Source organism: Miniimonas sp. S16 (genome assembly GCF_057748195.1).
The window spans coordinates 536,873-552,610 of record NZ_CM173242.1; the positions used below are offsets into that span (position 1 = coordinate 536,873).

The 15,738-nt window shown below is 74.3% G+C and carries 12 protein-coding genes; 5 read left to right on the forward strand and 7 right to left on the reverse strand.

All coding sequences use genetic code 11. The annotated features are described in order from the left end of the window. Positions 1 to 34: 34 nt before the first annotated feature. On the forward strand, positions 35 to 478 hold the full coding sequence (locus tag AC3AQ1_RS02445; RefSeq protein WP_139985878.1) for a hypothetical protein: 444 nt from the start codon (positions 35 to 37) through the stop codon (positions 476 to 478). Between the two features lie 101 nt (positions 479 to 579). Continuing rightward, positions 580 to 861, forward strand: a complete 282-nt coding sequence (locus tag AC3AQ1_RS02450) for a septum formation family protein (protein WP_234417694.1) — start codon at positions 580 to 582, stop codon at positions 859 to 861. Between the two features lie 113 nt (positions 862 to 974). On the opposite strand, the gene AC3AQ1_RS02455 is transcribed toward AC3AQ1_RS02450, so the two are convergent. Genes AC3AQ1_RS02455 through AC3AQ1_RS02465 form a run of 3 tightly spaced genes read right to left on the reverse strand, consistent with a single transcriptional unit; the run spans position 975 to position 4,509 of the window. After that, positions 975 to 1,832 carry a transglutaminase family protein gene (locus tag AC3AQ1_RS02455; protein ID WP_108717685.1) on the reverse strand — a complete coding sequence of 286 codons (858 nt, stop codon included), beginning with the start codon at positions 1,830 to 1,832 and terminating at the stop codon, positions 975 to 977. Beyond that, positions 1,829 to 2,758: an alpha-E domain-containing protein gene (locus AC3AQ1_RS02460; RefSeq protein WP_108717686.1), complete on the reverse strand. Its 930-nt coding sequence runs from the start codon at positions 2,756 to 2,758 to the stop codon at positions 1,829 to 1,831. Before AC3AQ1_RS02460 ends, AC3AQ1_RS02455 begins: the two co-directional genes overlap by 4 nt. Further along, on the reverse strand, positions 2,752 to 4,509 hold the full coding sequence (locus tag AC3AQ1_RS02465; RefSeq protein ID WP_108717687.1) for a circularly permuted type 2 ATP-grasp protein: 1,758 nt from the start codon (positions 4,507 to 4,509) through the stop codon (positions 2,752 to 2,754). The genes AC3AQ1_RS02460 and AC3AQ1_RS02465 overlap by 7 nt, the downstream gene beginning before the upstream one ends. Before the next feature lie 196 nt (positions 4,510 to 4,705). Between AC3AQ1_RS02465 and AC3AQ1_RS02470 the strand changes: the two genes are divergently transcribed. Both AC3AQ1_RS02470 and rpsT read left to right on the forward strand, forming a co-directional pair. Continuing rightward, positions 4,706 to 5,308: a type II toxin-antitoxin system PemK/MazF family toxin gene (locus tag AC3AQ1_RS02470; RefSeq protein WP_234417695.1), complete on the forward strand. Its 603-nt coding sequence runs from the start codon at positions 4,706 to 4,708 to the stop codon at positions 5,306 to 5,308. Positions 5,309 to 5,443: 135 nt separating this feature from the next. Beyond that, entirely contained in the window at positions 5,444 to 5,704 is a 261-nt protein-coding gene (gene rpsT, locus AC3AQ1_RS02475) for a 30S ribosomal protein S20 (RefSeq protein WP_108717689.1), read from the forward strand. Between the two features lie 329 nt (positions 5,705 to 6,033). Here the strand turns inward: rpsT and holA are convergent, their stop codons facing one another. From holA to AC3AQ1_RS02495, 4 genes are all read right to left on the reverse strand, one after another. Next, positions 6,034 to 6,933, reverse strand: coding sequence for a DNA polymerase III subunit delta (gene holA, locus AC3AQ1_RS02480; protein ID WP_234417696.1), 900 nt, complete (start codon positions 6,931 to 6,933; stop codon positions 6,034 to 6,036). Positions 6,934 to 7,130: 197 nt separating this feature from the next. Further along, complete coding sequence (locus AC3AQ1_RS02485; RefSeq protein WP_159096347.1) at positions 7,131 to 9,071, reverse strand: HNH endonuclease signature motif containing protein; 1,941 nt, start codon at positions 9,069 to 9,071, stop codon at positions 7,131 to 7,133. A 564-nt stretch (positions 9,072 to 9,635) separates the two neighbouring features. Further along, entirely contained in the window at positions 9,636 to 12,341 is a 2,706-nt protein-coding gene (locus AC3AQ1_RS02490) for a ComEC/Rec2 family competence protein (protein WP_108717692.1), read from the reverse strand. Then, on the reverse strand, positions 12,338 to 13,264 hold the full coding sequence (locus AC3AQ1_RS02495) for a ComEA family DNA-binding protein (protein ID WP_234417697.1): 927 nt from the start codon (positions 13,262 to 13,264) through the stop codon (positions 12,338 to 12,340). The genes AC3AQ1_RS02490 and AC3AQ1_RS02495 overlap by 4 nt, the downstream gene beginning before the upstream one ends. Positions 13,265 to 13,586: 322 nt before the next feature. Here AC3AQ1_RS02495 and AC3AQ1_RS02500 point away from each other — a divergent pair, with 322 nt between their 5' ends. Beyond that, positions 13,587 to 15,692, forward strand: coding sequence for a helicase HerA-like domain-containing protein (locus tag AC3AQ1_RS02500; protein WP_108717693.1), 2,106 nt, complete (start codon positions 13,587 to 13,589; stop codon positions 15,690 to 15,692). The last annotated feature ends 46 nt before the right edge of the window (positions 15,693 to 15,738 follow it).

The following is a 15,738-nucleotide window of genomic DNA, read 5'->3' on the forward strand; positions in this document are numbered from 1 at the left end:
TGCACGCCGCAGCGTGACGTGTCAGGCTCGAGCCATGACGAACGGTGTGGACTGGGGCGCGTTCGGCCGCGGCGGCACCCGCGCCGTCGCACGACCCTCGCTCGTGGTGCTCGTGATCGCCGGGGTGTGCGTGGGCGGGCTCGTGCTCGCGACCCTGTCCGTCCAGGGGTTCGGCGCCTGGGTGCTGCGCTTCGTGGCGCTGCTGCTCGCCGTGCCCGTGGTGTGGCTCGCCGTCCGGCGCCACCAGGTGCTGGGCCGGCTCGGCGAGATGGAGCGCACGGGCGAGCACCCCGACAACGTCGTGCACACCCGGACCCCGGACGGTCAGGAGGTCACCGTCGTGGTGTCCGGTGCGGAGACCAGCGTCGTGCCGCGCACCGGCATCGGTGGGCTCACCGCCCTCGCGTTCGCGTCGCTGGCCTCGGCGGGGATCTCGTTCGGCATTCTCGTGATCATCGGGATCGCGGCGCTGCTCTGAGACTGACCGCCGCCTGCTCGAGCGGCAGCGCGTTCTCCCTGGAGAAGGGCGACTGCTTCAACGACCCCGACGACACCACCGAGGTCTCCGACGTCCCGATCGTGGACTGCTCGGAGGCGCACGACAACGAGGTGTACGCCGAGTACGACATCGACGGCGACGACTACCCGGGCACCGACGCCGTGCAGCAGGAGGCCTCGGACTTCTGCCTGAAGGAGTTCGAGTCGTTCGTGGGCGCCTCCTACGAGGACACCACCAACCTCGACGTCTACATGCTCTACCCGACCGACGGCTCCTGGGACCAGGGCGACCGCACCGTGACGTGCGCCGTGTACTCCCTCGACGGGCAGTCCACCGGGACGCTGGCGGGTTCGGGCGCCTGAGGCTCGATCACCGCTGGACTGCGCCACGCTGAGCGCTGCACGCTGAACGAGCGCGCGGGCCGGGCTCCTCGGAGCCCGGCCCGCGCTCGTCTGCTCGGCCCGGCCGGCTCGACTCACGCCTCGAGCGTGAGCCGCACCTCCACGGACTGCCGCGACCGGCCGCCCCCAGCGAGCACGCCGCGCAGCGGGGTGACGTCGTAGTAGTCCCGGCCGCGCCCGACCACGACGTGGTGGTCGCCCACCGCCGTGCGGTTCGTGGGGTCGTACGGGTACCAGTCCCCGCACCAGAACTCGATCCAGGCGTGCGACTCCCCCACGAACGTCTCGCCGGGCTTGGCCTCGTAGCCGAGCGGGTGGAGGTACCCCGACACGTAGCGCGCCGGGATGCCCAGGCTGCGCAGCGCGCCGAGCGCGAGGTGCGCGATGTCCTGGCAGACACCCTTGCGCTGCTCCCACGCCTCGGTCGCGCGCGTGTGCACCCCGGTCGCCCCGGGCACGTACTCGACGGCGTCGCGCACCGCGTTGCACACGGCCAGCGCCGCCTCGGCCGGGCCGAGCCCGCCGGCCCGCTCGAGCGCGAGCGCGGCGAGGTCGTCCGACGGCGCGGTGGCGGCGGTCGTGGCGAGATACTCCGCCAGCCGGTCCACGACGGCGAGCTCGGTCAGCGTGGACCACTCCACGGCGTCGGCCACCCCCGTCGCGCCCGGATCGGGGCGTGCCGCGAGGTCGACCGTCGACTCGGAGACGACCACGAGCTCGGAGTGGCGCCGGAGCACCTCGAACCCGACGACGTACGTGCCCCAGTAGTCGCGGTACTCGTGGCTCCACGTCGACGGCGTCGCCGTCACCCGTGAGGCCAGCACCATCTGCCCGGGGATCGTCGCGGGGCGCATGCGCACCTCGTTGTAGGACGCAACGGCGGGCCGCTCGTACGCGAAGGTCGTCGTGTGGACGATGTGCAGCCTGGTCACAGTCGCTCTCCCACCCAGTCGTCGTGCAGGCCCGAGGGGAAGTACCGCAGCCCGACGGCGTCGCTCGCCGTCGAGCACGCGCGCTGCACCTCCTCCATCTCCTCGGGAAGGTTGTCGAGCAGCTGGCCCACCGGGCGGAACTCCAGGCCCGAACGGACCCGGCCGAGGATGCGCATCGCGCTCTCGGTGCCGGTGCGGTCGCTGCCCTCGCCGAGCGCGAGGAGGCAGTCCTCCGCCTGCTTGAGGGCGTACACGACGGACCGCGGGAAGTGCGGGTCCAGGAGCAGGAACTCCGCGGCGAGGGCATCGCTCGCGTTGCCCCGGTAGGCCCGCAGGAAGGCCTCGTAGGCGCCACACGAGCGCAGCAGTGTGGTCCAGCTCGGCCCGCTCGTGCCCGCCACGGCGCGCGTGGCGACGAGGCGGGCCGTCATGTCCGCGCGCTCGATCGAGCGGCCGAGCACGAGGAAGGTCCAGATCTGGTCACGACTCGTCGCCGAGTCGGCGATCCCGGTGGCCACCGCGCCGCGTTCGCGGACCCACGCGAAGAACTCCGGGGTGCTGCGGGAGCCGATCACCGAGCCGAGCTCGTTGCGGGTGGTGTTGAGACACTCCCACAGCTCGGTCGAGATCGTCTCGCGCGCCCGCCGCGCGTTCTCGCGCGCGGCCTCGAGCGCACCGGCGATCGAGCCGGGGTTTAGCCGGTCGTAGGCGAGCACGTCCAGCACGTCCGACGGCGCCACGAGCGTCCCCACCGGCGGCGGGGCCGCCCCCATGACGGCGAGCAGCGAGCGGCACGCCAGGTCCTCGGAGATCCAGGGGTCCTCCAGGAGGAGCTGCAGGTGCACGTCGAGGATGCGTGCGGTGTCGTCCGCCCGCTCGACGTACCTCCCGACCCAGAACAGCGACTCGGCGATCCGGCTCAGCACGTGCTCGTCCCCTCACTGCCGGGGGTCCGGCGTCGCGTGCCATGCGGCTGGCTCTGGCGCTGCGCCGTCCCGCCCTGCTGCTGTTGCTGCTGCTGGGGCAGTTGCTGCTGCGGCGGTTCCGGCCGCTGGGCGCGCCCACCCTGCTGCTGGCTCTGCCGCTGCGCAGTCCCGCCCTGCTGCTGTTGCTGCTGCTGCTGGGACACCGACTTCCGGCTGTCCGGATGCGTGTCCACCGACGGTCCCTGACGCAGCTCGAGGGTCGCGATCGGCGCCGCCTCGGGGTCGCCCGCGTCGTAGCGACGCGCCTCGCCCATGACCCACGTGTCCTTCGACCCGCCGCCCTGCGAGGAGTTGACCACGAGCTGACCCTCCTGCAGGGCCACCCGCGTGAGGCCACCGGGGAGGACCCAGACGTCCTCGCCGTCGTTCACCGCGAAGGGACGCAGGTCGACGTGCCGCGGCCGCATGGAGTCGCCGGCCAGGGTCGGCACCGTGGACAGCTGCACCACGGGCTGCGCGATCCAGCCGCGGGGATCGAGGCGCAGCCGCGTGCGCGCCTCGTCGATCTCGGCGCGGCTGGCCGCGGGCCCGATGATGATGCCCTTGCCGCCGGAACCGTCGACCGGCTTCACGACGAGCTCCTCGAGCCGGTCCAGCACCTCGCTGAGCGCCTCGGGCTCCTCCAGCCGCCAGGTGTCGACGTTGTTGATGAGGGGCTCCTCGCCCAGGTAGTAGCGGATGAGGTCGGGGACGTAGGTGTACATGAGCTTGTCGTCGGCCACGCCGTTGCCGACGGCGTTCGCAAGGGTCACATTGCCCAGCCGTGCGGCGGTGATGAGTCCGGGACACCCCAGGAGCGAGTCGGGCCGGAACGCCACCGGGTCGATGAAGTCGTCGTCGACGCGGCGGTAGATCACGTCCACCCGCCGGCGGCCGTCGGTGGTGAGCATGTAGACGCGGCCGCCGGAGACCACGAGGTCTCGGCCCTCCACGAGCTCGACCCCCATGAGTCGCGCCAGCAGCGAGTGCTCGAAGTACGCGGAGTTGTACACGCCCGGGGTGAGCACGACGACGACGGGGTCGTCCACGCCCGACGGCGCCGCGGCCGTCAGCGCGGCGAGCAGACGCCGCGGGTAGTCGACCACGGGCGCGACACGCATCGACGTGAACAGCTCGGGGAAGGTCTGCGCCATGGCGCGCCGGTTGGAGAGCACGTAGCTCACGCCCGACGGGATGCGCACGTTGTCCTCGAGGACGCGCCAGCCGCCCTCGGAGTCGCGGATGACGTCGATCCCGGCGACCTGCACCCGGACGCCGTTGCCCGGGACAATGCCCCTCGCCTGACGGTGGAAGTGCGCGGAGGAGGTGATGAGCGCACGGGGGATCACGCCGTCGGACACGACCTTCTGCCGGCTGTAGATGTCCTCGAGGAGCGCCTCGAGGGCCTTGACCCGTTGGGCGATGCCCGGGGCGAGCACGTTCCACTCGCCGGTGTCGAGAACGCGCGGGACGGGGTCTAGCGGGAAGGGTCGCTCCTCGCCGCCGATGTCGAAGGTCACCCCCTGGGCGAGGTAGGAGCGGGCGAGCGCATCAGCGCGGCTCCGGATCTCCTGCGGGGAGAGCCGCGACATGATCGCGCGGACGTGGGCGAACTGGCTGCGCCACTCCTCGTGCCCGTCGGTGCCGGACGCGCTGCCGAGCATCTCGTCCCAGGCTGCGCCGGCGGGATAACCCTCGAACAGGTCGACCATGGCTCGAACCGTAGTGCGCGGGCGTAACGGTTGGGTAACGCCGGTCACGGCGTGGGCGGTACGGACGACCCGCGCCCGCAACCCGACGGCCCGTGCCCCTCCCGCGCCACCCCGCCGCGGCGCGCCCCAGCCCGCACGACTCACCCGACCCGGCGCCCTCGCTGCGCGGCCACGGGGCGGGGCTAGGGTGTCCGGCGTGAGAGCCACGGACATCCTGCGCTCCGCCGCGCGAGCCCTTGGCACGGCGCTGCGGCCCGCCCCGGGGCGCACGCGCACCCCGCCGTCGCCGTCACGGGAGACCCGGCCCACGCCGTCGCCGTCGCCCGCCGGGCGGCCGACCCCCACCCGGCCGCCGGGCGGACAGGCGCCACCCCCGCCCGGGGGCATCACCGAGTACGACGTGCCGGCGTTCGGCCCCCCGTTGCTGAGCTACGCCCCCGACCTCGACGGCGCGGCCGACCCGGGCGAGATCGTCTGGGGCTGGGTGCCGTACGAGGAGGACGCGAGCAAGGGCAAGGACCGCCCGATGCTCGTCGTCGGGTCGGGCGGCGGTGCGCTCGTGGCGCTGCAGCTCACCTCGAAGGACCGGACGGGCGACCGCGCCGCCGAGGCCCGACGGGGCCGGTACTGGTTCGACGTCGGTACCGGAGAGTGGGACCGCAAGCGGCGCGACAGCGAGGTGCGACTCGACCGTCTCCTGCGCGTCCCGGAGGACCGGATCCGGCGTGAGGGCGCCATCCTGGAGCACCCGCGGTACGACGCGGTGGTCGCGGCCCTGCGCGAGCTGCACGGCTGGTAGCATGGTGGGTCGAGCCTGGCGCCCGCACGGGTCGGCCGGCTCGTTCCCGATGGCTTCTCCGAGGTGCCCCACGCCTTGTCCCGGCCGCCGGGGAACCCTCGCCGACCCAGACGAATCCAGCAGGAAGTTCCACACGTGGCCAACATCAAGTCCCAGATCAAGCGCAACAAGACGAACGAGAAGGCTCGTCTGCGCAACAAGTCCGTCAAGTCGGAGCTGAAGACCTACGTGCGCAAGACGCGCGAGGCCATCGCTGCGGGTGACAAGGAGAAGGCCGACGAGGCTCTTCGCGTCGCCACCCGCAAGCTCGACAAGGCCGTCAGCAAGGGCGTGATCCACGCCAACCAGGCGGCCAACCGCAAGTCCTCGCTCGCGAAGCAGGTCGCCGAGCTCTGAGCTCCGACCCGCCGCACGCACGACGACGGCGCCGCACCCCACCGGGTGCGGCGCCGTCGCTGTCTCTGCGGTGCTCGGGCGGGCGGCTCAGCGCGCTGACGCGCTGCGTCCCGACGAGCGCGCCGAGTTCGCCGCCTCCGATCGCGCGGTCCGGGCTCACCACCCCGTCGGACTCAGCACCCGTCGGGCTCACCACCCGTCGGGCTCACCACCCCGTCGGACTCAGCACCCCGAAGCGGCGCGTCCAACGCGCGGCGCCGTCGCGAGGCACCGGACCGCCGAGTCGAGTCGCGCACGACCCGACACTCGAGCACCCTCCACGTCGTCGCTCAGCGGCCCGCACGCGCCGCAGCGACTCGCAGCAGCGCTCGCTCGATCGCATACCCGGGCGACCGCCCTTCGCCCTTAATCTCGGCATCAGCCGCTGCAACGGCACTGACCGCCGCCGCCAGGCCCTCCGGTGTCCAGCCCTGCAGCTCCTTGCGTGCGCGGTCGATCTGCCAGGGCGCGAGACCCGCCGTGGCGTTTCCCTGCTCGCGACCGCGTGAGGCGGCCACCTTTGCCATCGTGCGCAGCTTGAGGGCGACGGCAGCGACGAGCGGCACGGGGTCGGTTCCGCTGGCCATGGCATGCCGTGCCAGCGCGAGAGCCTGTCCGGCATCACCCGCGATGGCGGCGTCGGCGACCTTGAAACCCGTCGCCTCGACCCGTCCGCCGTAGTAGCGGTCCACGTCGTCCTGGCCGACCTGACCGGTCGTGTCCTCGATCAGCTGCGAACACGCCGCAGCGAGCTCGCGCAGATCCGAACCGACGGCGTCGACGAGGGCCGTGACCGCGGCCGGAGCGATGCGGCGGCGGCCCCGCGCGAACTCCGCCTGGACGAACGCCGCCTTCTCCCGTTCCGGCACCGGCTCGCACGCCACCTCGGGTGCACCGGTCGCCGCGATCGCCTCGAGCAGCTTCTTGCCCTTCTGGCCGCCGGCGTGCCGGAGCACCAGGACGACGTCGGGCGCTGGATCGGCGAGATAGGCGGTCACGTCGGTCGCGCACGCGTCGTTCAGCGACTCGAGCCCGAGGATCTCGACATACCTCGGCTCGGCGAACAGCGACGGCGACGCGAGCACCGCGAGCCGCCCCTGCTCGTACATCGACGCCTCGAGGCGGGTGACCTCCAACGTGGTCGACTCGGCCGTGGCGCGCTCGCGAGCGAGGCCCACCAGCCGAGCCATCGCGCGGTCGGCGAGCAGCCCTTCCGTTCCCCGGACGAGTACGACGGGCGCGGGCTCGACGACGTCCCAGCTCAGCCCGGGACGGGCAGTGGATCGCGTCGACCTGCGGGCGGGAGGCACGGTCCCCAGCCTGCCACGACGCAGTGCCAAGCCAGCCCCTCGAGTACTCATGTCGACGGCCGCCGCTCGCTGCCGTCTCACCACAGCCCGGTAGAGCGGCCGCGAACAACCTCCGAGCCGCCGCTAGATCGGTCGCCGGGCAGGACTTCGTCCAGCTCGCCACCGGGCAGGGCTGCGCCAGGAGCCGCACTGCTGCCGGATGCGCCGCCGGGCAACCCTCCGCCCCGCTCACTGCTGGGCAGGGCTCCGCCACGAGCCGCGCCGCCGCTGGGCAGACCTCCGCCAGGAGCCGCACCACCTCGTACGTCACCACCGCTGGACCCGCCGCCGGGCAACCCTCCGCCCCGTTCGCCGCCGGGCAGGGCTGTGCCAGGAGCTGCGCCACCTCGTCCGTCACCACCGCTGGAACCGCCGCCACCTCGTCCGTCGTCGCCGGGCCCGGCGGTGGGCAGAGTTCTCCCCTCGCCTTCGGGTCGGGGTTTGGGGACGAGGAGCTCGTCGTCCAGGCGGGTGGTGGCGCCGATGCGCTGTCCGTCGGCGGTGGTGAAGGTGAACCCGCCCCGGGTAGGGGTGATGCGGGTGTGGTCGCGGTGGACGCGGTGGTGATGCTCGCGACACAGCGTCACGGCATTCACCAGGCTGGTGTCGCCACCCTGGTTCCACTCGATGACGTGGTGCACCTCGCACCACGCCGCCCGCAAGACGCATCCGGGCCACTGGCAGTGCCGGTCCCGCACCAGGACCGCACGCCGCAGGTCCCGGGTGTAGGTCCGCTCCGTCTGCCCCACATCCAACGGCACACCCTCAGCGTCGAGGACGACGCGCTGCCACATCGCGTCACACGCCACCACGTCCAACGCCGCGAACGGCACGAGGGTCCCGTCCAGCAGCTCCGCCAACACCGGCTCACGTTCGAGCCCGGACCGGGCGTAGGCCTCCGACAACCCCGACCCCGCCGACCCCGCCGAGCCAGTCGGCGCGCCGTCGCGGTGCGCCGCGGCGGCGGCGTCACGGTGCGCCGCGTCGCCGTCGGCGTTCGCGGCGTCGTTTGCTGCGCCGTTCCCGCCAGTGCTCACGCCGTCCGAAGGCGCGGCGCCTCCGGCGACGCTGGCGTCTGCACCGCCACGCTTGACGTCGCCGAAGGTGCCCCGCTCGCCCGCAGCCTCACCGCCCGCCGCGCAGGAGTAGGTGCGGCGCAGGTGGTGCAGGAGGAGCCAGGTGTCCTGACGGACCAGGATGCTCAGGTGGGGTCGGACCTGGGCGCCGGCCTTGTCGACCCCGACCCCCAGGGCACGGTCGGCGAGCAGGACGAGGGCGTCAGCGCGACGCTGATCCGGGTTGCGCTCATCCCCGTCCGCCGGCACCGGGGTGACCGCGTCCAGCGCGGTGCGCAGCGTCGCCGCCGACAACACATCCAACGCCCCCTCGACCCGCACGACCTCACCTCGCGCGGTGAGGCGGAGGAACCGCGCCTTGCGCGCCGCCTCGTAGGACGCATCAGCCTTGGCGGCTTCCAGGGCGGCGGCCTGACCCTGCAGCTCCCGCCGCAGCACCGGCACCGCCACACTCTTGGCCCGTGCCACGATCTCCACCTCACGCCCCGCAAGGCGCTCCCGCGTCGCAGGGTCGACCCCGGCCAGGACGGTCGCGACGACGCGGACGTGACCCTCGGTGACCTCACCCCGCTGTGCGGCGTCCCGCAGCCGGGGCAGCAGCTCCAGAATCTCCCCGGCCTGCTCCTCACCCCGGGCGACTCCGACGCCCTGGCGGGAGGAGTCCGCCCGCCACCGCGTGAAGTCCCCCGCGCGGCGACCCGCCGGGGTCCGCCGCCACGACCCCGACTCCCGCACCACCCCCGCCACCTCAGCCCGCGCCACCCCCAGGACGGTGGCGACCTCGTCCAGCACCGCCAGCGCACCCACCGCCGCAGCGCCGACACCCGGATCAGCCGCCGCAGCCTTCCTGGCCGCACCAGCAGCGGCGACGACCTCACCCACCACCACCCGCAACCGCGACACACACTCAGACAACCCCGGCGCACCCGGCACCGGAGACGGGAGAGGCGCGAGCGACGCGGCCGGCACCGGCGACTGCGGGAGCGTCTGCGGAACACGCGAGGCACGCGGGACTTCGGACGACTCCGGCGCGAGAGAGGCCCGAGGCGCGCTCGCCCGCCTCGGCGCGAGCCGCGACGCCGGCACGGCGGTGGGCCGCCCACCGTCCGGCGCCACCGCCATCGACATCGACATCGAGCTCGACGCCCGCGCTGACACCCGCGCCGACGCCCGAGCGGGCGAACGGCGCGGCCCACGCCCTGCACCAACCGGCTCTGCCGCCACCCCGCTCACCCCCTCGTCAGCCGATCCCACGCGAATCGAACGCGTGTACCTAGAGTAAATCCGAACAACGACAAACGCACCCCTCAACACTCGCCTGTGGACACTGCGACACCCCACCCCACCTGGGGACAACCGAGGACCGTGGGACAGGCGACCGACGACGAGCGAGGGCCTCGTCGGATCACGACAAGAAGGCGCCACGTCACGCCGTCGGAGGGATGACCGATGCCCGAGCAACCCTCCTCACGGACAACCCGTGACCACGAGCGCACCATCAGTCCGCGCGCTGACCGAGATCCGCCCGCAGAGGTCGGTGCGCGCGACCATCCCGATCTGCGAGAGCCGAGCGACGACGTCGTCCGCGGGATGCCCGTAGTCGTTTCCGGCACCGACGCTCACGAGCGAGACCCGACCGGCCGTCGCCGACAGGAGCGCCTCATCCTGGTCACGCGACCCGTGGTGGGCGACGACCAGCACGTCAGGACGGGGTAGGGCCGGCCACTGCCGCGCAATCCCGGCCTGAGCCCACGCACCCGCGTCGCCGTGTGCAAGCACCGTCAGCTCCGGCGCGCTGATCCAGAGCGAGAGACTGAGCTCGTTCGCGGTGCCCTCGGCCTCCTCCTCGGAGCTCGCTGCCTCGTCGGAGCCGACCGCCGCCGTCGTACCTGTCGTGGAACCCGCCACGACGCCTACCGCCCCGCCACCGATCAGCCCGCCCTCGCCGCTACCGATCACATCGCCCTCCGGCGGCGCACGGAGCGCGACCGCACGCGGAGTCGGCCACAGCACGCTCACCTCGAGCGCGCCGAGACCGAGCGTCGGCGTGTCGGCATCCGCCGCGACCACGGGCACGTCCGCCTCCTCGAGGGCGCCCACCACCCGCACGAGCCGCGGGTCGAGCGCGCGCGGCACCAGCGCCTGCCGCACGGGGACGGCCGCCAGCACGTCCCCCAGCTCCCCCACGTGGTCCGCATCAGCGTGCGTGAGCACGAGCGCCGCCAGCTCGCGGACTCCCCCGGCCTCGAGGCAGTCGCGCACCGGCGCGCCTGCGGGTCCGGTGTCCACGAGTACCGCCGCGCCCGGTCCGCCGTCGGGCTCGGCCGAGACCAGCAGCGCGGACCCCTGCCCGACGTCGCACTGAAGCAGCCGCCAGTCGGCCGGGACGGCAGCGGGCACCGAGCCCAGCGCAATCCGCCCGACCAGCCCACGAGTCGCTGGGAGGACCGAGAGAACGACGACGAGGCTCAGCACGCCCAGCACCGACGGCGCGGCCCAGACCCGCAGTCGCGCCTGGGCAGCTGCCGAGAGCCCACCACGCCTCACGAGGAGCCAGACCCCGGCCCCCAGCCCGACGGTCAGCACCGTCCCGCCGGCCCCGCCGGGCCACGGCAGCCGAGCAAGCGGGAGCGCCGCGGCGCGCGTGGCCACGGCCTCGATCCACCACGTTCCGCTCTGCGCGACGACGAGGAGACCGTGCGCCACGAGTGGCGCCACCGGCTGCACGAGCGTCGCGAGCAGAGCGAGCACCGTCACGGGCGGAACGACGGGCGCGACCAGCGCGTTCGCAAGCACGGCGTAGGTCGCGAGCCCGCCGTCCAGCCCGACGAGCACGGGAAGGCAGGCAACCTGCGCGGCGAGCGGCACGGCCAGCGCCGGTGCGACCGGCGCGAACCGGCCGAGCCGAGCGGCCATCGCCTCACCCCACGGCCGCGACCAGAGCACGATCCCGGCCGTGGCCAGCACCGACAGGGCGAACCCCGGCGAGCGCGCGAGCCACGGGTCGGTCAGCACCAGCACCGCGCCGGCGACGGCGAGCGCCGGCACCGCGGCGGAGCGGCGCCCCAGGCCGAGCGCGAGCATCGCGACGAGACCCATCGCGCCCGCCCGCACGACGCTCGGCTCGGCGCCGACGAGCAGCACGAGGCCGGCGAGCACCACAGCAGAGACTCCGAGGCGCACGGCACGAGGCACACCGGCCGTGCCGATGAGCACCAGTCCGACGACGATCGCGACGTGCGCTCCCGACACCGCAAGCAGGTGTGTCAACCCCGCCGCACGCATGGCGTCCACGAGCGCAGGCGGCACGGCGGAGTCGTCGCCGACCGCGATCCCCGGCAGCAGGCCCCGCGCATGGGGTGGCAGTCCCTCGACGGCGGAGCGCAGCCCGTCGCGGAGCGCCACGATCCCGGCGCGCCAGGACGGCGGGGGCGCTCGCACGTCCGGGTCGCCCGAGGCGAGCACGAGAGCGACGGCGCGCTCGCCGTCGGCCGTCGCGACGAGACGTACGGATGCCGACACGGTGGACCCGGGCGGGAGCGACGCCCACCGCGCACCGGCGAGGACGACCACCGGCGATCGAGCGCGCCGCGCCTCGCCCCGGACGTCCACCTCGAGCAGGGTCGCGTCGAGGCGCAGGCGTGGGGATCCGTCTCGCTGGGTGGTGGTCGGCTGCGGCTCCGACTCGGTGCGCAGCAGCGCCGTGACGGTGCCGCCCCAGTCGAGCCCGGCCGTCACAGCGGGTCCGTGCCGCACGGTGTCCTGCGCCGCGATCGACCCGAGCACGCACAGCGCGAGGACGGCCGTCGCGAGCAGTGCGGTCGGCCCGCGGGGCCAGCGGGTGCGATGGCGTCCACGACCCGCTCGTGCCGCCCGGACGAGCGCCGCGATCGCGACGGCCAGCAGCGCGAGGGCCGCCACCGCACGTGCCGATCCCGACCACCCGACGGCGAGCGCCGCCGTCGCCCATGCCGCCGCTGCAGGGAGGACGAGCCGGGTGTCCAGGGAGCGGCGTGGGTCCGGCCGCAGCAGCGCAGGAGCCTTCACGACCTCGCTGCCGGCACGCCCCTCCGGCGCGAGACCCCGAGCCGACACGAGACCCCGAGCCGGGCCCTCACCGTCGAGAGTCCGCCCGCGGTCGCGCAGGGCAGCGGCCCCGTCGACGCCCGTCACGTCGTCACCAACGGCGTGAGCTGCGCCATGAGCGCGGGCCCGATCCCGGACACCTCGTCCAGCTCGGCCACCGCCGTGAACCCGCCGTGCTGCTCCCGCCACGCGATGATCCGCGCGGCGAGCGCCGGACCGATCCCGGGCAGCTCCTCCAGCGTCGTCGCGTCAGCGGTGTTGAGGTTCACCAGGCCGCCGGAGCCCGCCCCGCCCGACGCCGCCGGACCCGGGCCAGACCCCGAGCCCGTCCCCGGAACGTCGGGCTCGGTCACCGCTTCTCCCGGCGCGGGGATCAGCACGCGTTCGCCGTCGACGAGCAGGCGAGCGAGGTTCACGGCGTCCAGGTCGGCCGTCGCCGTCGCTCCTCCCGCCGCTGCCACCGCGTCCTGCACGCGCGACCCCACCGGGAGCGTCACCACCCCTGGCGCGAGCACCTCCCCCGCGACGTGCACCACCACGACCCCGCTCGGCGTGGGCGACGCCGCCGTCGACGGCATCGCGTCAGCGGCTCCGGCCGGCGGTGCGGAACCTTGCGCGGAGCCGGGGCCGGCGTCCTGGGTGGGGGCGCCCTCGGCGGTCACATCGGGTACGGCGGCCGTCGCCGACGCGTTCGCCGCGTCGGGCAGCACGGTCGTCGCGACACTCGTCGCCGCGGAGCGCACGAGGACGACGGCGAGCACCGCCACCGCGGCGAGCACCAGCGCCAGCGCGGTGCGGGCTGTGAAGGGTCGACGTCGTGGACCGGCGCTGCGTCCGGCGCGTCGCCGTCGTCGCCCGGTCGGGTCGGTGTCGGCCGAGCCGCCTCGATCCGTGCCGTCACCGTCATCGCTCGGGTCGAGGTCCCACGCCGCGACGCCGTCCCCGGTGCCGTAGGCCGCGCGGGTGAGCGCCGCGAGCCGCGCCCGCTGGACCATGTCACGACGCACCATGCCGATCACGCTAAGCAGCGCTCCTGCCGGACGCTCCCGCCGCTGGGGACGGTCCCCGCGCGGGCGACGACAACGCCCGCTGGGGACAACCGGTCCGCACATGGTCCAGCGCCGCGACGGTCCCGGCCCCTAGGCTCGGGCCACCGCGAGGACGCGTGGCCGGCTGCCCCGGGACTCGATCGCGGTCGTGAACGGACGGGCCCCGAGGTCGGACGGGATCCCGAGTCGGGCACGGCCGACGATCGACTCGGGCCGCGACAGCCGCGCCCTCGCGGTCGGGCGACACCCGTCGCAGGCAGGTCACGCAGGCAGGGAGGCCAGGATGAGCACACCGTCCGCCCAGGAGCTCGCGCAGCTGCGCGCCGCAGCGGCGCAGGCCGAGGCCGACGCGGCGGAGGCACGCGCAGCCGCTGCCCGGGCGGCGCTGGCCGCTGCCGAGGCCGCCGCGGCCAGCGCGGCCCAGCCCGACCCCGCCACCACCTCGGGCGAGGCGTCCGCGACGGCGACCGACGCCGTCGTCGTCGTCGGCGATGGAGGGGCGGCCAGCACGGGCAGCACGGGCAGCACGGGCAGCACGGCCAGCGCGGGCGGCACAGGGGCGGGCGCCGGCGACACGGCGGGCGCACGCGGCGCACGCGATGCGGCCGACCCGACGACCACCGACGGCGACCCGGTGACGACCGCGAGCGACGCCGTCATGCCCCCCGCCCCCGCACCAACACCCGAGCCCGCACCCGCACCAACACCCGCACCCGCGCCCGCACCCGACGCCACCACCGCGACCGCGACCGCGTCGAGCCTCACCGGCTACGCGGCCGAGGTCGCGCGGGCGTACGCCTTCCCCGGCGGCACGCTGCCGCTCGGCGCACTCCTGGTCGACGGCGAGCCCGAGCCGCGCAGCCAGGTCGCCTTCTCGCTCGGCATGCTCAACCGGCACGGGCTCGTCGCAGGCGCCACCGGAACGGGCAAGACGCGCACACTGCAGGCAATGGCGGAGGGCCTCTCGGACGCCGGCGTTCCCGTCTTCCTCGCCGACGTGAAGGGTGACCTGTCGGGGCTGCTGACGCCGGGCACGCCGAGCGAAAAGCTGCTCGCGCGGACGGAGTCGCTCGGCCAGGACTGGTCCGCGACCACCTACCCCGTCGAGCTGCTCACCCTCGGCGGCCTCGGCACCGGCACGCCCGTGCGCACGACGGTGACCGACTTCGGTCCCCTGCTGCTCTCGCGCGTGCTCGGCCTCAACGAGACCCAGGAGTCCAGCCTCGGCCTCATCGTGCACTGGGCGGACCAGCAGGGACTCGCGCTCCTGGACCTCAAGGACCTGCAGTCGACGATCGCCTACCTCACCTCCGACGACGGCAAGGCCGAGCTCAAGGGCATCGGCGGCGTCTCGTCGGCGACCGCGGGCGTCATCCTGCGCGAGATCGTCGCGCTGCAGGCGCAGGGCGCCGACGCGTTCTTCGGGGAGCCGGCGTTCGGGGTGCACGAGCTGCTCCGGACCGCGCCGGACGGGCGGGGCGTGATCACGGCGCTGGAGCTGCCCGCCGTCGCCGACCGGCCGGCGCTGTTCTCGACGTTCCTCATGTGGCTGCTCGCGGAGCTCTACTCCGAGCTGCCCGAGGTGGGCGACCAGGACCGGCCGCGGCTCGTGTTCTTCTTCGACGAGGCGCACCTGCTGTTCACGGGCGCCTCGAAGGACTTCCTCACGCAGGTCGTCCAGACCGTCCGGCTCATCCGGTCCAAGGGCGTCGGGGTCTTCTTCGTCACGCAGAGCCCGCAGGACGTTCCCGCGGACGTCCTGGCGCAGCTCGGCAACCGCGTGCAGCACGCACTGCGCGCCTTCACCCCGCAGGACGCCTCGGCCCTGCGCGCGGCCGTGCGCACCTACCCGAAGTCGCCCTACGACCTCGAGCAGCTCCTCACGGCGCTGGGCACGGGCGAGTGCGTCGTCACGGTGATGTCCGAGCGCGGGGCGCCGACACCGGTGGCCTGGACGCGCGTGCGTGCGCCGCAGTCGTCCATGGACCCCTCGCCCGCGTCCGCACTCGAGGCGGCGGTGGCGGGTTCGCCCCTCGCGGCGCGCTACGGCACGCGGGTCGACAACGCCTCGGCGTACGAGCTGCTCGCCGAGCGCGTGGAGCACCAGTCCCGCGAACGTCTCGCGGAGGAGCAGCGCGCCGCGGCCGACAAGGCCGCCGCCTCCGAGGCGGCGGCGCGGGAGAAGGAGCTCGCGAAGATGCAGCGCGACCTCGAGAAGCAGGCCGAGCGCGCACGCGGGTCGTCCGGGCGGTCGTCGGGGTCTGGGTCGGGGCGCTCGTCCTCGCGCTCGGCGTCGCACGCCTCCCCGCTGGACAACTTCCTCCGCTCCGCCGGCACCCAGCTCGGCCGCGAGATCACGCGGACGATCTTCGGCACGCGCCGGAGGTGAGCCCCGGCCGCACGAGCCCCGGCCGCACGTGAGCCCCGGGCGACCC